At 67.2% G+C, this 23,261-nt stretch carries 24 protein-coding genes and 3 riboswitches; of the genes, 7 read left to right on the plus strand and 17 right to left on the minus strand.

Features of this window, described 5'->3' with window-relative positions; translation table 11 throughout:
- Nucleotides 1–71 precede the first annotated feature (71 nt).
- A riboswitch (cobalamin riboswitch) is annotated at nt 72–273 on the minus strand.
- 72 nt (nt 274–345) lie between these two features.
- Nucleotides 346–918 (plus strand): histidine phosphatase family protein, encoded by a 573-nt coding sequence (locus JQ635_RS16330; protein WP_211410862.1) that lies wholly within the window; start codon nt 346–348, stop codon nt 916–918.
- Here the strand turns inward: JQ635_RS16330 and cobT are convergent.
- From cobT to cbiE, 8 genes are all read right to left on the minus strand, one after another.
- The gene (cobT, locus tag JQ635_RS16335) at nt 911–1,963 is read right to left on the minus strand and encodes a nicotinate-nucleotide--dimethylbenzimidazole phosphoribosyltransferase (protein ID WP_211410863.1); all 1,053 of its coding nucleotides are present in this window, start codon (nt 1,961–1,963) and stop codon (nt 911–913) included. The genes JQ635_RS16330 and cobT overlap by 8 nt on opposite strands.
- Nucleotides 1,964–1,973: 10 nt before the next feature.
- Nucleotides 1,974–2,723, minus strand: a complete 750-nt coding sequence (gene cobF, locus JQ635_RS16340) for a precorrin-6A synthase (deacetylating) (protein ID WP_211410864.1) — start codon at nt 2,721–2,723, stop codon at nt 1,974–1,976.
- A gap of 47 nt (nt 2,724–2,770) precedes the next feature.
- Complete coding sequence (locus JQ635_RS16345; RefSeq protein WP_211410865.1) at nt 2,771–3,448, minus strand: energy-coupling factor ABC transporter permease; 678 nt, start codon at nt 3,446–3,448, stop codon at nt 2,771–2,773.
- Nucleotides 3,449–3,485: 37 nt separating this feature from the next.
- Nucleotides 3,486–3,705: riboswitch (cobalamin riboswitch) on the minus strand.
- A 45-nt stretch (nt 3,706–3,750) separates the two neighbouring features.
- Nucleotides 3,751–4,482, minus strand: a complete 732-nt coding sequence (gene cobA, locus JQ635_RS16350; RefSeq protein ID WP_211410866.1) for a uroporphyrinogen-III C-methyltransferase — start codon at nt 4,480–4,482, stop codon at nt 3,751–3,753.
- On the minus strand, nt 4,479–5,789 hold the full coding sequence (locus tag JQ635_RS16355; protein ID WP_211410867.1) for a cobyrinate a,c-diamide synthase: 1,311 nt from the start codon (nt 5,787–5,789) through the stop codon (nt 4,479–4,481). The genes cobA and JQ635_RS16355 overlap by 4 nt, the downstream gene beginning before the upstream one ends.
- A complete protein-coding gene (gene cobM, locus JQ635_RS16360) occupies nt 5,789–6,571 on the minus strand; it encodes a precorrin-4 C(11)-methyltransferase (RefSeq protein WP_211410868.1) in 783 nt (260 codons plus the stop codon). Before cobM ends, JQ635_RS16355 begins: the two co-directional genes overlap by 1 nt.
- Nucleotides 6,568–6,936 carry a cobalamin biosynthesis protein gene (locus JQ635_RS16365; protein WP_211410869.1) on the minus strand — a complete coding sequence of 123 codons (369 nt, stop codon included), beginning with the start codon at nt 6,934–6,936 and terminating at the stop codon, nt 6,568–6,570. Before JQ635_RS16365 ends, cobM begins: the two co-directional genes overlap by 4 nt.
- Nucleotides 6,933–8,114: a precorrin-6y C5,15-methyltransferase (decarboxylating) subunit CbiE gene (gene cbiE / locus JQ635_RS16370; protein WP_211410972.1), complete on the minus strand. Its 1,182-nt coding sequence runs from the start codon at nt 8,112–8,114 to the stop codon at nt 6,933–6,935. The genes JQ635_RS16365 and cbiE overlap by 4 nt, the downstream gene beginning before the upstream one ends.
- Nucleotides 8,115–8,124: 10 nt before the next feature.
- Here cbiE and JQ635_RS16375 point away from each other — a divergent pair, with 10 nt between their 5' ends.
- Nucleotides 8,125–8,871, plus strand: coding sequence for a cobalt-precorrin-6A reductase (locus tag JQ635_RS16375; RefSeq protein ID WP_211410870.1), 747 nt, complete (start codon nt 8,125–8,127; stop codon nt 8,869–8,871).
- On the opposite strand, the gene cobJ is transcribed toward JQ635_RS16375, so the two are convergent.
- The 7 genes from cobJ to JQ635_RS16410 are packed head-to-tail and all read right to left on the minus strand — an operon-like array spanning nt 8,847 to nt 16,754.
- Nucleotides 8,847–9,581 carry a precorrin-3B C(17)-methyltransferase gene (cobJ, locus tag JQ635_RS16380; RefSeq protein WP_211410871.1) on the minus strand — a complete coding sequence of 245 codons (735 nt, stop codon included), beginning with the start codon at nt 9,579–9,581 and terminating at the stop codon, nt 8,847–8,849. The two genes, JQ635_RS16375 and cobJ, sit on opposite strands and share 25 nt — an antisense overlap.
- Complete coding sequence (locus JQ635_RS16385) at nt 9,578–10,309, minus strand: precorrin-2 C(20)-methyltransferase (RefSeq protein ID WP_211410872.1); 732 nt, start codon at nt 10,307–10,309, stop codon at nt 9,578–9,580. The genes cobJ and JQ635_RS16385 overlap by 4 nt, the downstream gene beginning before the upstream one ends.
- A 2-nt stretch (nt 10,310–10,311) precedes the next feature.
- Nucleotides 10,312–10,941, minus strand: a complete 630-nt coding sequence (locus JQ635_RS16390) for a precorrin-8X methylmutase (protein WP_211410873.1) — start codon at nt 10,939–10,941, stop codon at nt 10,312–10,314.
- Nucleotides 10,941–12,104: a precorrin-3B synthase gene (cobG, locus tag JQ635_RS16395; RefSeq protein ID WP_211410874.1), complete on the minus strand. Its 1,164-nt coding sequence runs from the start codon at nt 12,102–12,104 to the stop codon at nt 10,941–10,943. Before cobG ends, JQ635_RS16390 begins: the two co-directional genes overlap by 1 nt.
- A complete protein-coding gene (gene cobN, locus JQ635_RS16400) occupies nt 12,101–15,349 on the minus strand; it encodes a cobaltochelatase subunit CobN (protein ID WP_211410875.1) in 3,249 nt (1,082 codons plus the stop codon). Before cobN ends, cobG begins: the two co-directional genes overlap by 4 nt.
- Complete coding sequence (gene cobW, locus JQ635_RS16405; RefSeq protein WP_211410876.1) at nt 15,349–16,383, minus strand: cobalamin biosynthesis protein CobW; 1,035 nt, start codon at nt 16,381–16,383, stop codon at nt 15,349–15,351. Before cobW ends, cobN begins: the two co-directional genes overlap by 1 nt.
- Complete coding sequence (locus JQ635_RS16410; protein WP_211410877.1) at nt 16,380–16,754, minus strand: DUF1636 family protein; 375 nt, start codon at nt 16,752–16,754, stop codon at nt 16,380–16,382. Before JQ635_RS16410 ends, cobW begins: the two co-directional genes overlap by 4 nt.
- 96 nt (nt 16,755–16,850) lie before the next feature.
- Nucleotides 16,851–17,070: riboswitch (cobalamin riboswitch) on the minus strand.
- 40 nt (nt 17,071–17,110) lie between these two features.
- On the opposite strand from JQ635_RS16410, the gene cobO reads away from it, so the two are divergent.
- Entirely contained in the window at nt 17,111–17,746 is a 636-nt protein-coding gene (cobO, locus tag JQ635_RS16415) for a cob(I)yrinic acid a,c-diamide adenosyltransferase (protein ID WP_211410878.1), read from the plus strand.
- A 5-nt stretch (nt 17,747–17,751) separates the two neighbouring features.
- The gene (locus JQ635_RS16420) at nt 17,752–19,200 is read left to right on the plus strand and encodes a cobyric acid synthase (RefSeq protein WP_211410879.1); all 1,449 of its coding nucleotides are present in this window, start codon (nt 17,752–17,754) and stop codon (nt 19,198–19,200) included.
- On the opposite strand, the gene cobD is transcribed toward JQ635_RS16420, so the two are convergent.
- Both cobD and cbiB read right to left on the minus strand, forming a co-directional pair.
- Nucleotides 19,189–20,154, minus strand: coding sequence for a threonine-phosphate decarboxylase CobD (gene cobD / locus JQ635_RS16425; RefSeq protein ID WP_211410880.1), 966 nt, complete (start codon nt 20,152–20,154; stop codon nt 19,189–19,191). The two genes, JQ635_RS16420 and cobD, sit on opposite strands and share 12 nt — an antisense overlap.
- Nucleotides 20,155–20,165: 11 nt before the next feature.
- Nucleotides 20,166–21,107: an adenosylcobinamide-phosphate synthase CbiB gene (gene cbiB / locus JQ635_RS16430; protein WP_349631866.1), complete on the minus strand. Its 942-nt coding sequence runs from the start codon at nt 21,105–21,107 to the stop codon at nt 20,166–20,168.
- Nucleotides 21,108–21,228: 121 nt separating this feature from the next.
- Here cbiB and cobU point away from each other — a divergent pair, with 121 nt between their 5' ends.
- From cobU to bluB, 3 genes are read left to right on the plus strand one after another with little or no spacing between them, the layout of a single operon-like run.
- On the plus strand, nt 21,229–21,732 hold the full coding sequence (cobU, locus tag JQ635_RS16435; RefSeq protein ID WP_211410881.1) for a bifunctional adenosylcobinamide kinase/adenosylcobinamide-phosphate guanylyltransferase: 504 nt from the start codon (nt 21,229–21,231) through the stop codon (nt 21,730–21,732).
- On the plus strand, nt 21,729–22,511 hold the full coding sequence (cobS, locus tag JQ635_RS16440) for an adenosylcobinamide-GDP ribazoletransferase (RefSeq protein WP_211410882.1): 783 nt from the start codon (nt 21,729–21,731) through the stop codon (nt 22,509–22,511). Before cobU ends, cobS begins: the two co-directional genes overlap by 4 nt.
- 4 nt (nt 22,512–22,515) lie before the next feature.
- The gene (gene bluB, locus JQ635_RS16445; protein WP_211410883.1) at nt 22,516–23,148 is read left to right on the plus strand and encodes a 5,6-dimethylbenzimidazole synthase; all 633 of its coding nucleotides are present in this window, start codon (nt 22,516–22,518) and stop codon (nt 23,146–23,148) included.
- The last annotated feature ends 113 nt before the right edge of the window (nt 23,149–23,261 follow it).

Raw genomic sequence — 23,261 nt, forward strand, 5'->3', positions numbered from 1 at the left:
GAGGTCTCACCTTGGGCTTGTCAGCCCTCCGATGAAGCCGAATGTCTGTACTCCCCGACCGACATCTTCGCGTGTGACCACGGCTGACGGCAGGTCTCCTGGCTCGCGGGTCACGACCGCTTCGTCGCCTTCCCGGGACCGAGGACCCAGTGGCTTCTGACGAAGGATTATCCGCTCACAGTTGCGGGGGCAGCCACGGCATTGGGGACAAATTCCCCGCACCGCATTCCCTTTTCATCCCCTCTCGGGGAAACCGTCGCGAGCATCTAGGATTACGATCAAGATGGAGTCAATGTGCAAGCTGCGGCGATATTGCCACAGCCACCAACTTCCTCGGAGATTTGCATGGAAGGCGCGACCTTCCTCTGGCTGATCCGACATGCACCCGTCGACGGCGTCAAAGGGACGATCCATGCCGCCGATGCACCGGCGGACTTGACCGATCGCGCGCAGCTGGAGGCGCTGCGGTCGCGCCTGCCGCGCGATGCTGCGAGCTATGCGAGCCCTGCGCGACGCACGATCGAGACAGCGCGCGCGCTGGGGCTCGAACCGGAGCTGGTGCGCGAGTTCAGCGAGCAGGATTTCGGCGACTGGACCGGCCGGCGACATGACGAGCTCGCAGCCAGCGGCGGCGAAGCCTATGCGCAATTCTGGAACGACCCTGCGCACCTGAGACCACCGGGCGGCGAGAGTTTTGGGGATCAGGTCGCGCGCGTCCGCCAGGGCCTGTCGCGGATCGGAGCCGGATCCGCAACGCTCGTCGTGCATTCCGGCACGATCCGCGCCGCGCTGTGCATCGCGCTCGATCTCGCACCGGAAGCGGCGTTGCGCTTCGTCATTGATCCGTTGTCGCTGACCCGGATCGACCGGCTCGCGAGCGGCTGGCGAGTGGTCTCCGTCAATCAGCGGATCAGCTAGGACGATCCGGCACATTGGCCTGCGCAAAGGTCGCCATGCCGTTGTGGAGCGCGCAGGCCGAGCGCACCAGCGGCAGTGCGATGGCGGCGCCCGATCCTTCGCCAAGCCTGAGATCGAGGCTGATCAGCGGCTGCACGTTCAATGCACGCAGCACCAGCCGATGTCCCTGCTCCGCCGATTGATGCGAGGGCAGCAGGAAGGGCTGGCACGACGGATTGAGCCGCGCCGCCGCCAGCGCCGCGACCGACACGATGAAGCCGTCGATCAGCACGGGGATGCGGCGTTGTGCAGCCGCAATGATGGCGCCTGAGATCGCCGCGATCTCGAGGCCGCCGACGGCACACAGGATCTTGTCGGGCGCGGCGCCCGCAGCGCCATGACGCGCAATCGCCGCATCGATCACGCGCGCCTTGTGCGCCCGGCCGGCCGCATCGACGCCGGTCCCGCTGCCCGCGATCTCCTCGGCGCTGATGCCAAGCAGGCTCGCGGCGATTGCCGCTGAGGTCGTGGTATTGCCGATGCCCATCTCGCCGAAGATCAAGAGATCAGGCTGGCTGGCCTCCGCGCGTGCAACCGCGCGCTGGCCGGCTTCGAAGGCGAAGGCCAGCTCTGCAGGCGTGACCGCAGCTTCGACGCTGAAATCGCGGGTGCCGTTGCGCGGCTTGTCGGTGATGATATCAGGCATCGTCTCCTGCGCCAGCGTGCCGGCGTCGACGACCTCCAGGCGCGAACCCAGCTCGCGCGCCAGCACCGAGATCGCGGCGCCGCCGGAGGCGAAATTCGCCATCATCGCGATGGTGACCGCTTGCGGATAGGCCGAGACGCCCTGCGCGACAATGCCGTGATCCCCGGCGAAGATGATGATCGGTACGCGCACGGCGCGCGGCTGCTCGGTCGCTTGCAGGCCTGCGAGCTCGATCGCGAGCTGCTCGAGCCGGCCGAGCGCGCCGGTCGGCTTTGTGAGTTGCGCCTGACGTGCGATCGCCGCGTCGCGATGGGCGGCAGAGATCTCAGGGCATTTCCGGGTGACCCAGTCGGGGAGCATGCTGCCTCGCTTACGGCCTGCGCTTGAGGATGTAGCTGTCCATGATCCAGCCATGCCGCTCGCGCGCCTCTTGCCGCAGGGCGACGATGCGCGGGCCGACCTCAGTGAGCGCGCCGGACATGATGATCTGATCTTGCATGCCGAGATAGGCGCCCCACCAGATGTGCAAGCCGGCCGGATCGAGCGACTGGAAGGCGGTGCCGCCGTCGAGCATCACCACCACCGTGTCGACACCTTGCGGCCAGCCACCTTCGCGCAAGCGACGGCCTGTCGTGACCAGAAACGGCTCGCCGATGTCGTTGAGCGGCAGCGCATGCGCCGCGCACAGCGCCTGGATCGAGGTGATGCCGGGCACGACCTCGATTGTCGGCAACGGATTCAATCGCCGCGCAATACGCAGCGAGGAGTCGTAGAGCGAGGGATCGCCCCAGATCAGCAGCGCGACCTTGCCCTCGCTTCCAAGATGGCTTGCGATGGTCTGCGACCACGCGGCGGCGACGGCATCGTGCCAATCATCCACGCCCTTGCGGTAGTCCGCCTCGGCCGCATCGCGCACGGGAAGGTCGAACTCGACAATGCGCGTCGTCTTGCTGGTGAGCACGTCAGTGCAGATCGTCCGCCTGAGATCGGCGAGATCGGACTTGGCGCTTCCCTTGCGCGGGATCAGGACGAGATCGGCCGCGTTGATGGCGTGGATCGCGGCGCGCGTGAGCTGCTCGGGATCGCCGCAACCGATGCCTATCAGGGAGAGCGTGAGCATCGCGAGTGCGATGGGCGGCCAGTGCGGCCGCCCTTTCGCTTTGTCTCTTAAGCCGCGTTGTGCAGGCGCGGGGTGACGAGGCTAGGTGCCGTAACACCGCGCAGCGACTTCGCCAGCGCCAGCACGGCGAGATCGGCCAGCGGCTCGATCACGATGACGAGCGCGTAGGAGGCCGCAAAGGTCGCGATGTTGGCAAGGTTGCTCATCGCAAAGCCGGAGCCATAGAGCGCCCAGAACGCCACCCAGGCAATCACGCCGGCCTGATAGGTCGTCGAGAGCGCCAGCGCCTGGCGATACCGGAGGTCGACATAGGCGGTGTTGCGCGAAATGATCCGCGCCGCGATCGCCTGGATCGCGAACAGCGGCACCAGCAGCGTGGTGACGTTCATGCCGTATTGCGGCAGGTCGGCCGGTTCGAAGAAGATGCCCTGGAGCAGCAGGCCGAACGCGAGGCCGAAAGCCGCGGGCGCTGCGCCGAACAGCAGGAACAGGGTTGAGCCGAGGATGAAGTGCACCTCGGACACCCCGACCGGGAAGTGCGGCAGGATCTCGAAGAAGGTGAAGACGAGGCCGGTGGTGGCCAGCGTCCGCGCGGCGAACGAGGTAATGCCCTGCTCGCGCACGGTCTCGGCCGCGAGCTTCAAGGCAACGCCGCCTGCGGCGATGCCGGTTGCGTAACTCAATACGAGCTTGGCGCCCGTCACGACGCCGGGTTCGATATGCATGGCTCAGTTCCTTCCTGCCGTCACACCCGACGGCCTTGGCCTCAAAACATGCACGGCCGGTCTCCTGGCTCGCGGTTCACTGGGGTTCTCCGGCCTTCCCGGACCTTGCGGCCCAGTGGCTGATCGGAGCCCCTCACCGCTTACAGTCGCGGGGGCGGCTGGGGTTTTGGGCGCCGCAACTGGGTCCGCCCATCCCCATTCCCGATTATGCTCCGGCGCTTTGCGCCGCGTCGAGCACCATGCCCCTCTTGTGTGCCCCTTTCGCATTGCAGGCGTCAAGGGGCGAACGGCTGCGGGAGCCGTCATGACGGATATTCCCCCGCCAGCGCGCCAAACAGGATGACGGCGGCCGTCGAAGCCGCCCCGCCCCGTGCAAGCTGCTCGGCAAGCTCGGCAATCGTGGTGCGGACCAGCCGTTCGTCGGGCCGCCCGAGGGATTCGGCGAACAGCGCCGGTGTCTCGGGGGCGAGGCCATGCGCGATCAATTTTGCGGCAAGCGCCGGAAAGGTGCGCCGGCCCATATAGACGACAGTGGTCGCTTCAGGGTCGGCCAGCGCGGCCCAGTTCAGGTTTGGCGGCAGCTCGCCGGTGACATCGGCCCCGGTGACGAACTGCACGCGGCGCGAGGTGTGCCGTCGGGTCAGCGGGATCCCCGCCTGCGCCGCGGCGACACAGGCCGAGGTGACGCCGGGAACGATCTCGTAGCCGATGCCGGCTTCGCGCAGCGTCTCGATCTCCTCCTCGAGCCGGCCGAAAATGCCGGCATCGCCGGACTTCAGCCGCACCACGCGCGCGCCTGTGACCGCATAGTCGACCAACAGGCGATTGACGTGATGCTGCTTGGTCGAGGGACGCCCGGCCCGCTTTCCCACCGCGACGAGATTGGCGCCGGGCCGGGCGAGATCGAGGATCGCGCCGGAGGCAAGGTCGTCATAGAGCACTACGTCGGCCTCACGCAGCCGCGCGGCGCCCTTCACGGTGAGGAGCTCGGGATCGCCGGGGCCGGCGGAGATGAAGGAGACGAAACCGCTCACCGGTCCTCCGCGATCAGATGGAAGAATGTGCCGGTGGCACGGCCGCGCTGCGAGCCGGTCTCGGCGATGACCGCGCCCGTTGCATCATGCACGACCGCCAGCGGCGTATCGGGCTGGGCAAGGATGGTCGAATAGTGGAACTCGTGGCCGCGCAGGCGCGCGCCCGCGTGATGCCCCGGCATCGGCACCGCGAGGGCGGCGAGACGATAGCCCAGATGCATGCGGCGTTTGGCAAAACTGGTCTCCAGGCCAAGCAGACCCGTCATCTCATGACGAACACCGTCGGCGTCGGTCAGGCCGGCGCCCAGCACCATATAGCCTCCGCACTCGCCGTGCACCGGTCGCGTCTCGGCGAACGCGCGCAGGCCGCTGCGAAACCGCGCATTGGCTGCGATCCTTCCCGCGTGAAGCTCGGGATAGCCGCCCGGAAGCCAGCAGACGTCGGCGCTCGCATCGGGCACTTCATCGGCGAGCGGCGAGAATGTCGAGATCTCCGCGCCCGCCGCATGCCAGGCCTCGAGCATGTGCGGATAGACGAAGGAGAATGCGGCATCGCGGGCCAGCGCAATGCGCTGCCCGGGCGGCGTCACGTTCAGGCCATTCGCTGCAGGTTGCGGCGACCAGCCGGCTGCCGATCGCAGCACCGCATCGAGATCGACATGCTCGGCGACAAAGCGCGCGGCCTCGTCGATCAGCTTGCCGATCTCCGCCTGCTCCTCCGCCTGCACGAGGCCGAGATGCCGCTTCGGCAGGCTGATCTCGGCGTGACGCGGCAGCGCGCCGAACACGGCGATGCCGGCATCGTTCAGCGCACGCCGCACGAGGTCTTCGTGGCGCGGGCTGGCGACGCGATTGAGCACGACGCCGGCAAGGCGCACGCCAGGGCGATAGTCGCGAAGGCCAGCAACGATCGCCGCCGCCGTTTGCGCCTGTCCCGAGGGATCGATCACCAGCACCACCGGCCAGCCCAGCATCTCCGCGATGTCGGCCGAAGCACCGGTGCCGGAAACACCGCGCGCTGCAACGCCATCGAACAGGCCCATCGAGCCCTCGGCGAGGACGATATCGGCATCCGTGCCGCGGCTGACGAGATGCGCGATCGTCGCGCGGTCCATCGCCCAGCTATCGATGTTGACGGACGCGCGCCCCGTCGCGGCAGCGTGGAACGCGGGATCAATATAGTCAGGCCCGCTCTTGAAGCACTGCACCTTGAGGCCACGATTGCGCCAGGCGCGCGCGAGCGCCAGAGTCAGCGTCGTTTTGCCGACGCCGGACGCCGGCGCGGAGATGAGGAGCCCCGCCGCCATCACGACGCCTCCGGAAAGCGCGGTTCGGCGCCGACCGGGCGATAGCGGCGGTCGTAGTCGGCGGCATAGAGGCGGCTCTCGTCGAAATCCGCCGCACCCAGCGTCCTGCCGACCAGGATCAGCGCGGTGCGCTCCATCTCGCCACCCACGGCAGAATCGAGTGTTGCCAGCGTCGCGCGGACGATGCGCTGCTCCGGCCAGCTCGCGCGCCAGACGATGGCGACGGGACAATCTGCACCATAATGCGGGGTGAGCTCGGCGACGACCTTGTCGAGCAGATGGATCGACAGATGAATCGCGAGCACCGCACCCGTCGCGGCGAAGGCGCCGAGCTTCTCGCCCTCGGGCATCGCGCTGGCGCGGCCGGGCGTGCGCGTCAGCACCACCGTCTGGGCAAGGCCGGGTAGCGTCAGTTCGGTTTCCAGCGCCGCTGCGGCAGCCGAGAACGACGGAACGCCCGGTGTCACCGTAAAGGGAATGCCGAGCGCGCGCAGGCGGCGAAGCTGCTCGCCCATCGCCGACCAGATCGAGAGATCGCCAGAATGCAGCCGCGCGACATCCTTGCCCTCAGCATGCGCGGCAGCGATCTCAGCGATGATCTCATCGAGCGACAGCGGCGCGGTGTTGACGATGCGCGCGCCGGGCGGGCAATGCGCCAGGACGCCTTCGGGCACCAGCGAGCCAGCATAGAGACAGACCGGACAGGCCGCGATCAAGTCGCGGCCACGCAGCGTCAGCAAGTCAGGCGCGCCCGGCCCGGCACCGATGAAATGCACGGTCATGGGCCGTCTCCCTCGGCGATCGCCGCGGTCGCGGTGCGATCCTGCGAGACCACCCGCGTCGCAATCAGCCGCGCGCGCGGGCCTGCGGCTGCAAGCGCAGCAGCTTCGGCGACCGATCCCGTGCCGAATTTTTCCACGACAAGTTTTGACTGTGTCGGCGTATCGATACCGGCCAGCATGTCAGCAGAAACAGCCATGATCGGCACGCCGCACTCACGTGCGAGCTGCTTCAGCGGCTCCGCATCAGCCTTGTCGCTGACAGTCGCCACCGCCGCAAGGCCTTCCATGCCGCCGGCAGCCAGAAGCGCTTCGCGGAGCGAAGCTAGTGTGGCGTCCTTTCTGAATCCGAGCCCGGCGACCTTCATCGGACCACGCTCCACTGCACCACCGGGCGCGCCGCTTCCCAGGAGCGATAGCGGCCGAGCGGGGCGGCATGCGCGATCTCAACCCGCATCAGCTCGCCGCCATGGCGCTGGTGCAATTCGCCGATCAGCGCTTCCGTCTCCAGCGTCACGGAATGAGCGACCAGCCGCGCTCCCGGCGAAAGCCGCGACCAGATGGCGTCGAACATTGTGCCATCGAGACCGCCGCCGATGAAGACGGCGTCCGGCGCGTTCAGCGCAGCGAGAGTGTCGGGCGCTTTCCCCGCAACAATGGTGATCCGGTGCGCCAGCCCGAACGCAGCCGCATTCTTGCGGATATTCGCGGCGCGATCCTCGCGCGCCTCGACCGCAGTCGCCTTCCCCCCGCACAGCGCCCACTCGACCGAGATCGAACCCGATCCGGCGCCGATATCCCACAGCCGCTCACCGGGACGCGGCGACAGTGCCGAGAGCGCCAGCGCGCGCACGGGCCGCTTGGTGATCTGGCCGTCATGGATGAAGAGATCGTCTGACAGTCCCGAGCTGCGGGGCATGCCTTGGCCTCCCCTCGCCTGCACCGCCACCGCAACCAGATTTTCAGCAATATCCTCAGCAAAGAGATCGGCGCGATGCTGATCGATGTATTCGCGTGGACCGCCAAGCGCCTCAAGAGTCCAAACGAGTGAGGCGCCCCATCCGCGTTCCGTCAGCCATTTGGCGAGCTTGTCCACCGCCGCTGCGTCGCGCACGAGGCAAACGATGCGTGCATCTTGCGCCAAATGCGGCACCAGACGCTCGAACGGCGCGGCGTGGAGACCAAGGCAGGCGGTTGCTTCGAGACGCCAGCCCAAGCGCGCGGCAGCAAGCGAAAACGTCGACGGTGCCGGATGCGCGATCCACTCGTCCCCATCCAGCTTCTCGGCAAGGCTCGCGCCGGCGCCGTACCAGAAGGGATCGCCGGAGGTGAGCACCACCGTCGGCCGGCCGCGGCAGCCCAACACGATATCTGCGTCGAACGGCACAGGCCACGCACGGCCACGGCTTCCCACATCTGCAAGCGCGAGGTGGCGTTCACCGCCAAAGACGGTTTCTGCGTCGGCGAGTGCCTTTCGGCTTGCTTCGGACAGCCCGGCAAGGCCATCTTCGCCGATACCGATGATGGTCAGCCAGGGATCAGCCAAGGAATCAGCCATGACGCACGCCCTCATTCTGGGCGGAACGGCCGATGCGAGCTTGCTCGCTGCGGAGATCGCGCGTGCGCGCATAGATGCCGTCTATTCCTATGGCGGCCGCACCCGCGCGCCTGCCGATCAGCCCCTGCCGACCCGCATCGGCGGTTTTGGCGGCGTGAGCGGGCTTGCCGACTATATCCGCCGCGAGGGCATCACGCATGTGATCGACGCGACGCATCCGTTCGCTGCCGAGATGAGCCGCAATGCGGTTGCGGCGTGCGCGGAAACCGGCATCCCGCTGATTGCACTCGAACGCGCCCCTTGGGCTAAGGCGCCCGGTGACAACTGGATCGAAGTGTCGGAAGTCAACGCCGCAGTCGCTGCGCTGCCTGACGCGCCGGCAAACGTGTTCCTCGCCATCGGCCGCCAGCACATCGCGCCCTTCGCGACCAGACCGCAGCACGCCTACACGCTGCGGTTCGTCGATCAGCCCGATGCCCCCCTGCCCTTCGCCGCGGACGTGATCGTGTCGCGCGGCCCGTTCACGCTCGAAGGTGAGCTTGGGATGATGCGCGCGCGCGAGATCGCCTGGATCGTCGCCCGCAATTCCGGCGGCGATGGCGCACGCGCCAAGATCGACGCGGCGCGCATGCTGGGCTTGCCCGTAATCATGATCTCGCGACCAGAACTGCCCGAGCGTCCGCGGGTTGAAAGCGTCACTGACGTGATGCAATGGCTCGGTCATTCGACCCGCCTCGGCGCATAGACCCAGCGGCCGACGCGGCGTGTCTGCGAATTGCCGACAATCACCAGCGTGCGCATGTCGGCCATCTCGGGCCGTGCCTCGTTCAGCGTGACGGTCGCGATCTTCTCGTCAGCGGCGCTGATCGCGCGCGCAAAAATCACGAGGCGCTCGCCGCAGCCGACGTCCTTCAGCAGCGCCAGCGCGCGGCCAAATCCCTCCGGCCGGCTTGCCGAGCGCGGATTGTACATCGCAATCGAAAAGTCGGCTTCCGCGGCGAGGCGCAGGCGCTTCTCGATCACCGCCCACGGCTTCAGATTGTCGGAGAGATTGATCGCACAAAAATCATGACCGAGCGGCGCGCCCGCACGCGCGGCTGCCGCGAGCATCGCTGTGATACCCGGCAGCACGCGGATCGGAAGCTCGCGATATTGCGGCGCCAGTTCGAGCGCCTCGAACACGGCAGACGCCATGGCAAACACACCGGGGTCACCCGAGGATACGACGACGACTTGACCGCCTTCGGCGGCCAGACGCAATGCCTCGTTCGCGCGTTGCAGCTCTTCGCGGTTGTCGGAGGGATGCAAGGTCAGCCCGGGCCGCGGCGGCACGCGCGAGACATAGGGCGCATAGCCCAGAATATCCGTCGCAGAGGCGAGCGCGGCGGAAACCTCGGGCGTCACCAGCGCCTCGTTGCCCGGGCCGAGGCCCGCGATGGTCAGCGTGCCCGTCATTCGGCCGCGTCCAGATGCCGTCCCTTGCCGTGCACGAGCACGATCGCAAAGTAGGGACAGTCGGCCACATCGATCTCGGCGAGCCGCACCACGCGCTCGCCCGGCATGGTGCCGCGCTCGACCAGCCAGGCGTCGTCCAAGCGCCCGGCGGATTCGAGCGCGCGGCGCACTTTTTCGAGATTGCGGCCGGTCTTCATGATGACCAGCGCATCGGAATCGCGCATGCGGCGTTCCAGCTCGTCTTCGGGAAGCGTTCCCATCAGCACGGTCGTCACGTCGTCACCGAGCGCGATCGGCTGTCCGACGCCGTTCCAGCAACCGACCATCCCGGGAATGCCCGCGATCACCTCGATCTCGACACGCCCTTGCAAGCGCATGTGCAGGTGCATGAAGGAGCCGTAGAAGTAGGGATCGCCCTCGCAGAGCACGACGACGTCGACCGCACGCGAAAGGCGCGCCAGACGCTCGGCCCATTCATCGTAGAACCCGGCGAGCAGCTGCACGTATTCAGGGCTGTCGAAGGCGATCTCCGTGGTGACCGGATATTCCATCGGGTATTCGGTGACGTTGCTTGCGAGCATGCCCTCGACGATACGGCGTGCCTGGCCCGGCCTGCCCTTCTTGCGGAAATAGGCAACGTGCTGCGCGGCGCGCACGGTGCGATCGGCGCGCACGCTCATCAGATCGGGATCACCGGGGCCGAGACCGCAGCAGATGATGCGACCCATCGCTATTCGCTCCGACTCGCCAGCGCATTCACGGCGGCAACGGTGATCGCGGAGCCGCCAAGGCGGCCCTCGACGGTCAGCGCGGGTACCGGTGGATCGGCCATCAGAGCGGCCTTGGATTCGGCCGCGCCAACGAAGCCGACCGGACAGCCGATGATGGCCGCCGGCCGCGGGCAGTCACGGTCCTCCAGCATGTTGAGGAGATGGAACAGCGCGGTCGGTGCGTTGCCGATCGCGACGATCGCACCCTCGAGATGCGGCCGCCACAGCTCCAGCGCCGCGGCTGAGCGGGTGTTGCGCATGGATTGCGCGAGCGCTGGAACGGCGGCGTCACCGAGCGTGCAGATGACGGCATTGTTCGCCGGCAGTCTCGCGCGTGTGATCCCCTCGGAGACCATACGCGCATCGCACAGGATCGGCGCGCCCTTCTGCAGGGCGGCACGCCCGGCAGTCGCCATGCCTGATGTAAAGCGGATATGCGCCTCGAGGCCGACCATGCCGGCGGCATGGATCATCCGCACGACGACCTGCTCCTCATCGGACGTGAAGCGGGCAAGATCGGCTTCTGCGCGAATGGTCGCAAAGGACTGCCGGTAGATCGCCGCGCCATCGGTCTCGTAAACATGCGGCATCAGTGCCCTCCCATCAGGATGGAGGGATTGCCGATGATGTCCTCGCAGTTCAGCCCACGCAGGACCGGCTCGTCGCGCGTCGATCCGCTGCGCACGAGATCGAAGCCTGCGCCGGTCGCGACCAGCGTGATCGCAGCTGTGCCGGAATGCGCACATCCCTTGGCGCAGCCGGAGACATGAAGTCGCGCGGCAGAGCCGATGTTCGGTGCGAGCGCCGCCGCCAGCGCCCGGGTATCGGCATGAGCCTCGCGACAGCGAGGCGCACCGCTGCAGGCGATGACGCGCAGCGCCGGATCGTAGGCCTCGGTGATGAGGCCGGCCGCGGTCGGCATCGTCCGCTTGTCTTCGCTCAAGACCATCCGCCATGGCGTCATGCGCAGCGCATGTCCGCAACCAGCGAACTGCTTGAGCGTCGTATGCGGTAATTGCCCGAAAGCGACACCGACCAGCGCGCCCTGCGGGTAAAGGCCGGGACGCGCCGCGGCCATGACCGGCGCAGGTTCAGCCTCGCCGCGCAACGCCTCAGGCAATTCCGCGCCGGCCGCGAGATGCGTGGCCATGCGCCCTCGCCCGCCCCTGGCACCGCCTGACGACACAAACCAATTCGCGAGCGCGAGCGTGGCGGCGACGGCCTCGCCACGCGCGACAGATCGACCGAACTCGGCGCCATTGGCCCGCACCAGCAGCCCACCGGCCCGGTCGCGCTCGATCCGCACGTCTGCGGAATCGCCGGCAAGCACACGCGATGTGCCGTCATCGACGGCGAAGCCGAATTTGGTCGGAAGCGCGAGCGCGCTGTTTTCGAGCGCCTCTTCAAGCTCGGCTGCGAGCGCCTGGGTCTCGTCACCCGCGCGCCAGAACGGCGTCACCAGGATGTTGCGGCGGGACTCGGTGTCGGCGTCCGGATCGAGCAGCGCCAGTTGCGCGAGCCCGTCGAGCAGCAGCCGGTGGCTGCTGTCGCTGACGCCCCTGATCTGGAGATTGGCGCGGCTGGTGACGTCTATCAGGCCATTGCCATGGCGTTCGGCCAGATGCGCAATTCCGGAGACCTGCGCCGCATCGAGCCGGCCGCCGAACGGCCGCACGCGGACGACGAGCCCGTCGCCCGATTGCATCGGCCGCAGCGCGCCGGGACACCAGCCCTTGACCATGGCTGCGCTCATGACGCCTCCTTGAGCGCTGCCGCGATCGAATTGCGGCGCGTTCGCCAGAGTGAGGCTTCGTGCAGACGGGTGAAGCAGGTCTCCATCGCCGCAAGCGCCGCCGGATTTTCGCGGGCCATGAAGGCGCGGACGTCGGCATCGCCGAGCGTCGCATCGTAGTAGAGATCGAACAGATGCGGCGGCACGGCGCCGGCCAGATGGGCGAAGGCGGCCATGTGTTCGAGCGTCGCCGTGATCTCGGCGGCGCCACGAAAACCGTGATGCATCATGCCGGCGATCCAGGCCGGATTGGCCGCGCGCGCGCGGACGACGCACGAAATCTCCTCGGTCAGCGTGCGCGCATGCGGCTGCTCGGGGCGCGTTGCGTCGAGATGATAGAGCGATGGCGCGCTCGCGCCGAGATGTGCTGCGGCGGCCGCAATCCCCGCCTCATGCGCAGCGTAGTCGGCCGCGAGCAGGAGATCGGTTTCCGGCAAGTCCTGGACGTGGACGAAAGCATCGGCCGACGCGAGCCGCTGTTCGATGCCGGCGCGATCGGGCCTGATCTCGCCGTCTGCGGAGAATGCCCAGGACGATGCCGACAGCCAAGCTTCGCCGGCGGCGTCGCGCGTCTCGGATGTGAAAGCGTCGGGGATGGCCGACAGACCAACGCCGTATTGTCCGGGACGCGGCGCGAACACGCGGGAGGTGCGATGGCGATAAGGATTCTCATCGCCCTCGTCGCCGCGCGCCGCGAGCGCTTCGGCAGCAGCGTCGAACAATTGCGCAAGGCCTGCGAAGACATCGCGGAACAGGCCTGATACCCGCAGCGTGACGTCGATGCGGGGACGGCCGAGCTCGGCCGGCGCGATGATGTCGTAACCGGTGACGCGGCCGGAGGCGTGATCCCAGCGCGGCGCGAGGCCGGCCAGATGCAGCGCCATCGCAAACTCCTCGCCCGCGGTGCGCATCGTCGCCGAGCCCCAGAGATCGACGACGAGGCCCTTCGGCCAATCGCCGTGATCCTGCAAATGACGCCGCAACAGCTCTTCGGCGAGTTTTATCCCCTGCGCATGCGCCGACGGGGTCGGCACCGCGCGTGGGTCGACGGCAAAGAGATTGCGTCCGGTTGGCAGCACGTCCTGGCGCCCGCGATAGGGCGAGCCTGACGGCCCCGGCGCGACGCGCTGTCCCGCGAGCGCGGCACGCAGCGCATCCCGCTCCGCCTCTCCACAGGCGCCGCGACCGAATACGTGCAAGCCGTCGCCGAACTGGCTCTCCTTGAGATCGCAGACGAAGCGGTCGATGCGCGGAATGGCTTCCGCCGGTGCGGCGGAGGCATCGAGGCCAAGATCGTCCTCGAGGCCCGCGGCGCGCGCTTCGTCGCGGATCGCCGCGATCAGGCGCTGCCGGCGCGCGGGATCGAGACCATCGGCGGTCGAATATTCGTCGAGGAGGCGTTCGAGGCGGCGCAGGCCTTCCGGCACGGAGGATTGTTCCAGCGGTGGCGGCAGATGACCGATAGTGATGGCACCGATCCGCCGCTTGGCCTGCGCGGCCTCGCCGGGATCGTTGACGATGAAGGGATAGATGACGGGGAGATCGCCGATCAGCGCTTCCGGCCAGCAGCTCGATGATAGCGCCACCGATTTTCCGGGCAGCCATTCCAGCGTGCCATGTGCGCCCATGTGCACGACGGCATCAATCCCCTGCCCGCGGAGCCAGAGATAGAACGCGACATAGGCATGGCGCGGCGTGCGGGCCAGATCGTGATAATCGGCATCGCGCGTCGTCGCATCGCCGCGCTCCGGCTGAACCGCGATGATCGACCTTCCGCACGCGATGCCCGCGAATTGGAACGCACCGTCGCGACAGCTCGGATCATCCTCCGGAGCGCCCCAGGCTTGCGCGAGATCGTCCTGCAGCGATTGCGACAGACGCGATAGCGCCGCGCGGTACCCTGCAATGCTCCAGGTCAATTTCTGCTTCAGCAACGTCTCGCCGAGCGCATGAACCGGCGCGACATCGAAGCCGGCTTCCGCGAGATCGGATACCAGCGCTTCGACCGACGCCAGCGCATCGAGCCCGACCGCATGCGCGATCTGGTGCGGTCGGCCCGGATAGTTCGAGAGCACGATCGCAATGCGCTTCTCGACGGCGGGCTTCTCTGCGAGGTGCCGCCAGGCCGCGACGCGCGCGGCAACGGTTTTCACGCGCTCCTCGTCGGGCCTGTGCGCCAGATGCGAAAACTGCAAATCCGGATCTCGCATCCCGGCCGTCTTGAAGCTCACCACGCCCGTGAACAGGCGGCCGTCGACCTCGGGCAGCACCACATGCATCGCAAGATCGCCGGGCGAGAGGCCGCGCAGCGATTCCGCCCAGTCCTCACGCCGCGCCGTCGAGAGCGCCACCTGGAACACCGGGCACTGCGCGGCATCGAACGGCGTGGTGCCGTCGTCACCTACCGCGGAAAACGCCGTCGCGTTGACGATCGCAGCCGCCGGATTTTGCGCGAGATGCGCGCGCAGCCAATCGGCAACGCCCACGGCCTTCAGCGAGGTGACGAACACGCCATGTGCGTCAAAACCCTTGTCACGCAAGGCCGCGATCAGGGCATCGACGGGCCCAGTGTCGGCTGCCGTGAGATAGGAGCGATAGAACGTCACCAGCGCGCGCGGCTTTCCCTCCGCGGCGACCGGCGCCGGGATGACGCCGCGCGCGGGATCGTAAAAGCCCATCTCGGGCACCGTCATGTCGCCGACGACCGGGCCTGCGTAAAGCCCGGAGGCGAGTGCGAGCTGTGCAATGGCGGCCTGCGCTGCGACCGGGCCGCCGGTTTCGCAGAGCACCTTGAGCCGGCGCAGCGTGGAAACTGGCAGCGTCGAATACGTATCCAGCCGCGTGTCGTCGCGGCCATCGGCCGGCAGCACCGCCAGCACGATGTTGCGGTCCTTCGCAAGTTGCTGCAGGGCCGCGAGCCCGTACTGCCAGTAGGACTCGCCGCCGATCAGGCGCACCAGGATGCCGCGCGCCTGCGACAGCGTGCGCTCGATATAGGTGTCGACCGACAGCGGATGACGCAGTTCCGCGAGATTGGCGAGCCGCAGCGACGGCAGACTGTCGCGGCCACGCCGCCAGCCCGCCGCAAACGCGGCGAGATCGGAATCCGAGTACGAGAGCACCACGAGATCGGCCGGGTCCTGGCCGATGTCTCGTGGCGTCGCGGTCTCCTCGAGACCGCGGCTCTCGCGGAAGACGACGTGCATCAGATACCTAGTCCTGACCTGATCGCGGCCTCATCGATGTCGCCGTGCTCACCGATCACGACGAGCCTTGACTGCCTGAGACCTGCACCCCAGGGCTTGTCGAACTGGTGGCGCACGCGCTCGCCCACCGCTTGCAACAACAGGCGCATCGGCTTGCCCGCGACCGCGATGTAGCCCTTGGCACGCAGCACATTCTGCTCGCGCGCCAGCTTCTGGACCGATGCGACCAGCGCATTGACATCCAAGACTTCCGGAAGATCGATCACGACGGACGCGAAATCGTCGTGCTCGTGCTCCTCCTCACCATCGTGATGCGAGGGACGCGCGGCGAGATCGTTCTCGGCGGCAGCACCGAGACCGAGAATGACGCGCGCATCGATCGCGCCGTCGGTGATCGGCAGCATCGGCACGCGGCGCGACATCTCGGCAGCAATCACAGCCTTGGCGGCTTCGATGCCGGCGCTGCCGGCGAGATCGGCTTTGGTCAGCAGCACGATGTCGGCACAGGCAATCTGGTCCTCGAACACTTCCGACAGCGGCGTCTCGTGATCGAGATTTTCATCCGCTGCACGCTGTGCTTCCACCGCGTCCGGGTCCGGCGCGAAACGCCCCGCGGCGACGGCTTCGGCGTCGGCCAACGCGATCACGCCGTCGACCGTGATGCGCGAGCGGATCTCCGGCCAGTCGAATGCCCTCAGCAGCGGTTTGGGCAGCGCAAGCCCCGAGGTCTCGATCAGGATGTGATCGGGCCGCACCGGCCGCGCCAGCAATTGCTCCATGGTCGGAATGAAATCATCGGCCACGGTGCAGCATATGCAGCCATTGGCGAGCTCGACAATGTTTTCCTCCGGGCAGTTCGCATCGGCACAGGACTTCAATATTTCGCCATCGACCCCCTCGCTGCCGAACTCGTTGACGAGCACCGCGAGCTTCTTGCCGTTGGCATTGCTGAGCAGATGCTGGATCAGCGTGGTCTTGCCAGAGCCGAGAAAGCCGGTGACGACCGTGACCGGGACTTTTGCGAGCGAGTTCATTCAGCGGCCTCCGGCACGACGGCAATGGGGGGAATGCGGGCAAGCGATTGCTTGCGGAAGATTTCGGGACGGCTACGCCAGGGCACGAGGCCATCGGGTGCAGCCGCATAGGCCGCGGCGCCTGCGACCACGTCATGCGCATTCGCATCCGACAGGCGACCATAGACATAGGACCAGCGGCCCGGCGCGCTCAGCGCGACTGAGCAGCCCTGGCTGCATGCAGAGAGGCATTCGACGGGAACCACATTGACACCCTCGGGCACGCCGGCGTCGAGGATCGCACCATGCAGGCGCTTGCCGGGCGTCGTCTCGCCCTCACCGAGCGTCTGGCCGGCGCGGCAGGTGATGCAGACGTGAAGTGTGACGGTCATCGCCTCTTCCAGGATAAATAGCGGGAGGCGATGAGGCGCGCGGACCATTCTCCTGAAGGCCCGCTTCCCCGTCGCGGAACACCCCGTCCGCCGGTCCAAAACTCGTCCGCGCTGGCAGGTCTCCCGGCTTGCGGAGCAGGGTCTCGCCCTTCGATCCCCGCCTTCCCGATTCCCGCGGGAATCAGTGGCTTCGGGCATCTCTCCGGTCACGGTCGCGGGGGCGGCTGCATTTTGGGCCCAAATCTTGCCGATTCGGACCCTATCGCATTCCCTCTTCGCCTGTCATAGGACAGGAACCAACGCCGGGCCACCATTTGCCCCCGGCCGCCTCTTGTCAAGCCGAAGGACCGGGTACGATGACGCCTGAACCGGATACCCAAACAGCTGAGGAAACCGACGCCCGGCACGCCCAGAAAATGGCGAAGAAGAAGGCCGCCCGCGACAAGATCATGGCGACCAAGAGCGGCGAAAAGGGCCTCATCATCGTCCATACCGGCGCCGGCAAGGGCAAGTCCTCCTCCGCCTTCGGCATGATTGTTCGCTGCGTCGCCCATGGCTTCCCCTGCGCGGTCGTGCAGTTCATCAAGGGCGCCTGGGATACCGGCGAGCGGCGCCTGCTCACCGGCCATTTCGGTGACCTCTGCCAGTTCCACGCCATGGGCGAAGGCTTTACCTGGGAGACGCAAGACCGTGCCCGTGACATCGCCGCCGCCCGCGCCGGCTGGGAGAAGGCCAAGGAGCTGATCCTCGATTCCAATTTGCGCATGGTCGTGCTCGATGAGATCAACATCGCGCTGCGCTACGACTATCTCGACATCGCCGAGGTGGTCGAATTCCTGAGGACGCAGAAGCCGCCGATGACGCACGTCGTGCTCACCGGCCGCAACGCCAAGGACGAGCTGATCGAGATCGCCGACCTCGTCACCGAGATGACGCTGGTGAAGCATCCGTTCCGCTCCGGCATCAAGGCGCAGGCCGGCGTCGAGTTCTGAATTCGATGGCACGCGCGCTGATGATCCAGGGGGCCGGCTCGGACGTGGGCAAATCGCTCATCGTCGCCGGCCTCGCGCGCGCCTTCACGCGCCGTGGCCTGCGCGTGCTCCCGTTCAAGCCGCAGAACATGTCGAACAATGCCGCCGTCACCGTCGATGGCGGCGAGATCGGTCGCGCCCAGGCGCTGCAGGCACTCGCGGCCGGCGTCGAGCCGCACACCGACATGAATCCGGTGCTGCTGAAGCCAGAGACCGATGTCGGCGCGCAGGTCGTTGTTCACGGCAAGCGCATTGCGACTGCCCGGGCACGCGAATATGCGGCGATGAAGCCGTCGCTGATGGGCGCGGTGCTGGAGAGCTTTGAGCGGCTGAAGGCGCGCTCTGATCTGGTGCTGGTCGAAGGCGCCGGCAGCCCGGCCGAGGTGAATCTGCGCAAGGCCGACATCGCCAATATGGGCTTTGCGCGCAAGGCCGACGTGCCGGTGGTGCTGGTCGGCGATATCGACCGCGGCGGCGTCATCGCCCAGCTCGTCGGCATCAAGACGGTGATCGACCCTGATGATGCCGCGATGATCCAGGGCTTTGTCATCAACAAGTTCCGCGGCGATCCCTCGCTGTTCGACGACGGCTACAAGCTGATCGAAGCCAAAACTGCTTGGCGCGGCCTCGGCGTGCTGCCCTGGTTTCCACGCGCCGGCGAGCTGCCGGCCGAGGATGCACTGGGCCTCAGCGATGCGCGCAAGCCGGGCCAATGCAAGATCGCGTGCCTTGCGCTGTCGCGGATCGCCAATTTCGACGATCTCGATCCGCTCAAGCTCGAGCCCGGCGTCGATCTCGTGATGGTACGTCCAGGCGAAGCCATTCCCGGCGATGTCCGCCTTGTCATCATCCCCGGCTCAAAATCCACCCGCGGCGATCTCGCCTTCCTGCGCGCGCAGGGCTGGGACATCGATCTGCTCGCGCATCACCGCCGTGGCGGCCATGTGCTCGGCCTCTGCGGCGGCTATCAGATGCTCGGGCGTAGCGTCGCCGATCCTGACGGCATCGAAGGCCCTGCGGGCGACACGCCGGGCCTCGGGCTTCTCGATGTCGAGACGGTGATGAGCCCGCAGAAGACGCTGACGCGCGTGACGGCCATGCATGCCGCCACCGACCAGCCGATCGAGGCTTACGAAATCCATATCGGCCGCACCGACGGGCCCGATCGCGCCCATCCGTTCGCCCGCTTGAACGGCGAGCCGGAAGGCGCGATCTCCCGGGATGGGCGCGTGCAGGGCAGCTATCTGCACGGCCTCTTCACGTCGGATGATTTCCGCAGGGCGTATCTGGCGAAGCTCGACATTCCCGCGGGCGAAGAGCCCTATCACATCAGGGTCGAGAGCGCGCTGGAGGCGCTCGCCGACCACATCGAAAAGCATCTCGACGTCGAAGGCCTGCTCGCGCTAGCGCGCTAGGGCCTCGGCAAGGCGCGACCATTCAGCTTCGTTGCCCGGAAGCCCGAGCCGCAACCATGCGGGCTTCTGCACGAAGACGCGCGACCAAATATGGCCGCGCGCGAGCTTGTCCTGTGCGGCCAGTGCGTCAGGCGTCTCGTAGAGACGAAACAGCGGCGTGCCGCCAACGAGCGTCCAGCCTTGCGACTGCACCATCGCGTCGAGCCGCATGCTGTCGCGCTCAAGACGCGCCGAGGTGGTCTCAGTCCAGGCATCGTCACGCAACGCGCGGCAGCCGATTGCGATCGCCGCTCCCGAGACCGGCCATGGGCCCGATGCCGCCGCGAGCTTGGCGATATCGGCCGCACTCCCGATCGCGAACCCTAGCCGCAGTCCGGCAAGTCCGTAAAACTTCCCGAAGGAGCGCAGGATCATCAGTCCCGGCCGATCCGCGTCCGGTGTCAGCGACAGATGCGGTACGGCATCGGCAAAACTCTCGTCGACGACGAGACGGCCGACGCGCGGCAGCAATGCAAGCAAATCATTGGGCGTATGGCACCGACCATCGGGGTTATTGGGATTGACGACGATGGCGAGGTCTGCGCCTGCCAGTGCATCAAAGTCCGTGACCTCTTCAACATCCCAACCCGCGGCCAAGAGGACGCCCGCATATTCGTTATAAGTCGGCGCGAGGATGCGGGCGCGGCCGGGTGGCGCAAGTTGCGGCAGCAGCTGAATGGCGGCTTGCGCGCCGCCAAGCGCGACGATCGGAGCATTCGTACGGTACGCATGCCGTGCCGCCAGATGCAGTGCCTCGATCTCGGAACGCGACGGCAACGCGTTCCACGCGCGCGCGCTCACCTCACCCACGGGATAAGGCACCCGGTTGATTCCTGTCGAGAGATCGATCCAGTCCTCGGCGCGGCCGCCAAACCGCTGCTGGGCCAGATCGAGATTTCCACCGTGCTCGCGCATGCCCTGTTCTTTCACGCGAAGGCCAGGATCGCAAGCAGGCCGGCGAGCAGCAGCATGGCGCGGCGGTACAGCATCAGTCCTTCGCCGATATCGGCGGGATGCGGATCGTGCGCGCCTTCGTTGAGCCAGGGCTCCTTCGTGACGCTGCCATGATAGATGCGGGGGCCGCTGAGCCGCACACCAAGCGCGCCCGCCATCGCCGCTTCCGGCCAGCCGGCATTGGGCGAGCGATGACGGCGCGCATCGCGCGTCATGCATGAGAGCGCCTCGGATCGCCTTGGCGCGAGCAGCACGAACAGAAACCCGGTTAGGCGCGCCGGAATGAAGTTGGCGACATCGTCGATGCGTGCCGCGGCCCAGCCGAAGGCCTCGTGCCGCTCGCTGCGATGGCCGATCATGGAGTCCAGCGTGTTGATGGCCTTGTAGCCGAGAATACCAGGCAGGCCGAACAGTGCGCCCCAGAACACCGGCGCCACGATGCCGTCGGAAGCGTTCTCGGCGAGGCTTTCGATCACCGCACGTGCAATGCCGGCTTCATCGAGCGCCGCGGGATCGCGGCCGACGATGCGCGAGACCGCCTCGCGTGCAGCGGCGATGTCGCCGGCCTGCAAGGGCTTCGTGACGGCGGCAACGTGATCATGGAGCGAGCGCAGCGCGACCAGCGGCCAGGCGAGCACGCCGACCAGCACGATCTGGATCCAGCCCGAAGCCAGTAAGGACTGAAGCATCCAGCCAACTGCGACGGAGAGCGCAATCACCAAAAGCGCTCCCGCAACACCTGCAGCGCGTCGAAGTGCCGGCGGATCGGAGGCGCGATTCCAGCCGGTATCGATCGCACCGATCAGCCGGCCCAGCCACGTCACGGGGTGCCCGATGCGGGCGAACAGCCATGACGGCCAGCCCAGAAAGGCATCCACCGCCATCGCCACTGCCATCGCGCCCGCAAAACCCACCTGTACCTCCTGTCCCGCCCCTGTTGCGCAAAGCGAGGGGCGAGCGCAAGCCCCCGGCGGCCTGATTTCGGCTTTGTCTTTGGCCCCGTTTGGTGATTAGTGCTGCCGACAGGAGACCTTCATGGCCGTCATTCTGATCACCGGCGGAGCGCGATCGGGCAAAAGCACGCGGGCGGAAGCGCGTGCGCGCGCCTTTCCGGGGCAGCCTGTCTATGTCGCGACGGCTGAGGCGCTCGATCGCGAAATGGAAGCGCGCATCGCCGGGCACCGCGCGCGCCGTGGAACCGGCTGGATCGAGCGCGAGGTGCCGCTGGATCTCGTGCCCGCTCTGCTCGCAACCGACGGCGACGGCGCAAGGCTGGTGGACTGCCTGACGCTGTGGCTCTCCAATTTGATGCACGCCGAGCGCGACTGGGAGCGTGACGTGAGAGAGCTTGCCGGCGCCCTGCCCCGCCTCAACAGCCCCGTTGTCTTCGTCACCAACGAAGTCGGCCTCGGCATCGTGCCGGCCAATGCGCTGGCGCGCAGCTTCCGCGACGCCGCCGGGATCATGAACCAGATCATCGCTGGCGTCGCCGATGAGGTCGAGTTCGTCGTCGCCGGCCTGCCGATGAAGCTGAAATGATGGCGCCCGCTGAACTTTTGAAACACGTTGTCGCCGATCTCAGGATGGCGGCATCGTTCATCACGATCCTTCCCATAGCATCGTCCAAGCCGGCGGGTGACGGTGCCGTCGCGCGCGCGACCTGGGCGCTGCCGATCGCGGGACTGCTGGTCGGCCTTGCCGGCGCTTTGGTCTACAAGATCTCCATTCGGTTCGGACTGACACCGAACCTTGCCGCCCTGCTCGCGCTGGCTACGACCGCCCTCGTCACCGGCGCGCTGCACGAGGACGGCCTTGCCGACACCGCCGACGGTCTCGGCGGCGGCCGCACGCGCGAGCGCAAGCTCGAGATCATGCGCGACAGCCGAATCGGGACCTATGGCGTCTGCGCGCTGATCCTGTCGTTCGGCCTGCGCTGGAGCGCGCTTGCGGCAATTGCTAGTCCATGGGGCGTCGCGCTGGCGCTTTGCGCCGCGCATGCTGCGGCGCGCGCGGGCGTACCGGCCTTCATGTCGCTGGTGCCGCCGGCACGACCTGACGGCCTCTCGGCCAGCGCCGGATCGCCGCCGGGCCGCAGCGTCGCCATCGCCTTCGCCGTTGGAACGCTCGTGCTCGCCTTGGCGTTGGGGCCGGGCAAGGCGCTGGTCGGCCTGATCCTGCTCTCGCTCGCCGGGTTTCTGCTGGCGCGGCTCGCCATCCGCCAGATCGGCGGGCAGACCGGCGACATCCTCGGCGCGTTCGAGCAGATTGGCGAGATCCTGATCCTGCTGGTCGCCGCGGCCTTTCAGATGGGACGCTGACCTCATGGTCGAGTTCGACGACACCTTCCGCCGGCACCTGCACGAGCTGTTCGTGTGGCGCCGCGACGTGCGCCGCTTTCGCCGCGATCCGCTGCCGGACGGCGCCGTCGATCGCCTGATCGGGACGGCCTGTCTTTCCCCGTCGGTCGGCCTCAGCCAGCCCTGGCGCTTCGTCATCGTCGACGATGCCGCACGGCGCAGCGCCGTCATCGACGACTTCAAGGCCTGCAACGCCGATGCGCTCAACTGCTACTCGGGCGACCGCGCGGCGCGCTATGCCACGCTAAAACTGTCGGGCCTCGAACAGGCGCCGGGCCACCTCGCCGTGTTCGCGGACAAGGCCAGTGACATCGGCCACGGCCTCGGCCGCGCCACCATGCCGGAGACGACTGAATATTCCGTGGTCGCGGCAATCACCGCAATGTGGCTCGCCGCACGCGCGGAAGGCATTGGCCTCGGCTGGGTGTCGATCCTGAGCCCGGATCGCATTCACGCCGTTCTCGACGTGCCTGATACCTGGAAGTTCATCGCCTATCTCTGCATCGGCTATCCGGAGGTCGAATGCGACCGACCGGAGCTGGAGCAGGCGAAATGGGAGCACCGGCGCGGCGCGGAGGAATTCACGTTGCGGCGTTAGCACGCCGCACCATCCTCCGTCATTGCGAGCGCAGCGAAGCAATCCAGAGTCTCTCCGCGGAGGGACTCTGGATTGCTTCGTCGCAAGGGCTCCTCGCAATGACGGCGGAGAGA

Origin of the sequence: Bradyrhizobium iriomotense (assembly GCF_018130765.1) — a bacterium.
GTDB lineage: Bacteria > Pseudomonadota > Alphaproteobacteria > Rhizobiales > Xanthobacteraceae > Bradyrhizobium > Bradyrhizobium iriomotense_A.

Bases quoted from the DNA above. Each gene is read 5' to 3' on its own strand.
- cobU (WP_211410881.1), top strand. From the start codon at position 21,229: ATGGCCGTCATTCTGATCACCGGCGGAGCGCGATCGGGCAAAAGCACG.
- JQ635_RS16330 (WP_211410862.1), top strand. From the start codon at position 346: ATGGAAGGCGCGACCTTCCTCTGGCTGATCCGACATGCACCCGTCGAC.
- JQ635_RS16385 (WP_211410872.1), bottom strand. From the start codon at position 10,309: ATGGGTCGCATCATCTGCTGCGGTCTCGGCCCCGGTGATCCCGATCTG.
- cobD (WP_211410880.1), bottom strand. From the start codon at position 20,154: ATGCGCGAGCACGGTGGAAATCTCGATCTGGCCCAGCAGCGGTTTGGC.
- cobS (WP_211410882.1), top strand. From the start codon at position 21,729: ATGATGGCGCCCGCTGAACTTTTGAAACACGTTGTCGCCGATCTCAGG.
- cobF (WP_211410864.1), bottom strand. From the start codon at position 2,723: ATGCTCACGCTCTCCCTGATAGGCATCGGTTGCGGCGATCCCGAGCAG.
- JQ635_RS16390 (WP_211410873.1), bottom strand. From the start codon at position 10,941: ATGCCGCATGTTTACGAGACCGATGGCGCGGCGATCTACCGGCAGTCC.
- cobM (WP_211410868.1), bottom strand. From the start codon at position 6,571: ATGACCGTGCATTTCATCGGTGCCGGGCCGGGCGCGCCTGACTTGCTG.
- JQ635_RS16355 (WP_211410867.1), bottom strand. From the start codon at position 5,789: ATGGCGGCGGGGCTCCTCATCTCCGCGCCGGCGTCCGGCGTCGGCAAA.
- JQ635_RS16420 (WP_211410879.1), top strand. From the start codon at position 17,752: ATGGCACGCGCGCTGATGATCCAGGGGGCCGGCTCGGACGTGGGCAAA.
- cobT (WP_211410863.1), bottom strand. From the start codon at position 1,963: ATGCTCCCCGACTGGGTCACCCGGAAATGCCCTGAGATCTCTGCCGCC.
- cobN (WP_211410875.1), bottom strand. From the start codon at position 15,349: ATGCACGTCGTCTTCCGCGAGAGCCGCGGTCTCGAGGAGACCGCGACG.
- JQ635_RS16375 (WP_211410870.1), top strand. From the start codon at position 8,125: ATGACGCACGCCCTCATTCTGGGCGGAACGGCCGATGCGAGCTTGCTC.
- JQ635_RS16410 (WP_211410877.1), bottom strand. From the start codon at position 16,754: ATGACCGTCACACTTCACGTCTGCATCACCTGCCGCGCCGGCCAGACG.
- JQ635_RS16345 (WP_211410865.1), bottom strand. From the start codon at position 3,448: ATGCATATCGAACCCGGCGTCGTGACGGGCGCCAAGCTCGTATTGAGT.
- bluB (WP_211410883.1), top strand. From the start codon at position 22,516: ATGGTCGAGTTCGACGACACCTTCCGCCGGCACCTGCACGAGCTGTTC.
- cobO (WP_211410878.1), top strand. From the start codon at position 17,111: ATGACGCCTGAACCGGATACCCAAACAGCTGAGGAAACCGACGCCCGG.
- JQ635_RS16365 (WP_211410869.1), bottom strand. From the start codon at position 6,936: ATGAAGGTCGCCGGGCTCGGATTCAGAAAGGACGCCACACTAGCTTCG.
- cobG (WP_211410874.1), bottom strand. From the start codon at position 12,104: ATGAGCGCAGCCATGGTCAAGGGCTGGTGTCCCGGCGCGCTGCGGCCG.
- cobW (WP_211410876.1), bottom strand. From the start codon at position 16,383: ATGAACTCGCTCGCAAAAGTCCCGGTCACGGTCGTCACCGGCTTTCTC.
- cobJ (WP_211410871.1), bottom strand. From the start codon at position 9,581: ATGACGGGCACGCTGACCATCGCGGGCCTCGGCCCGGGCAACGAGGCG.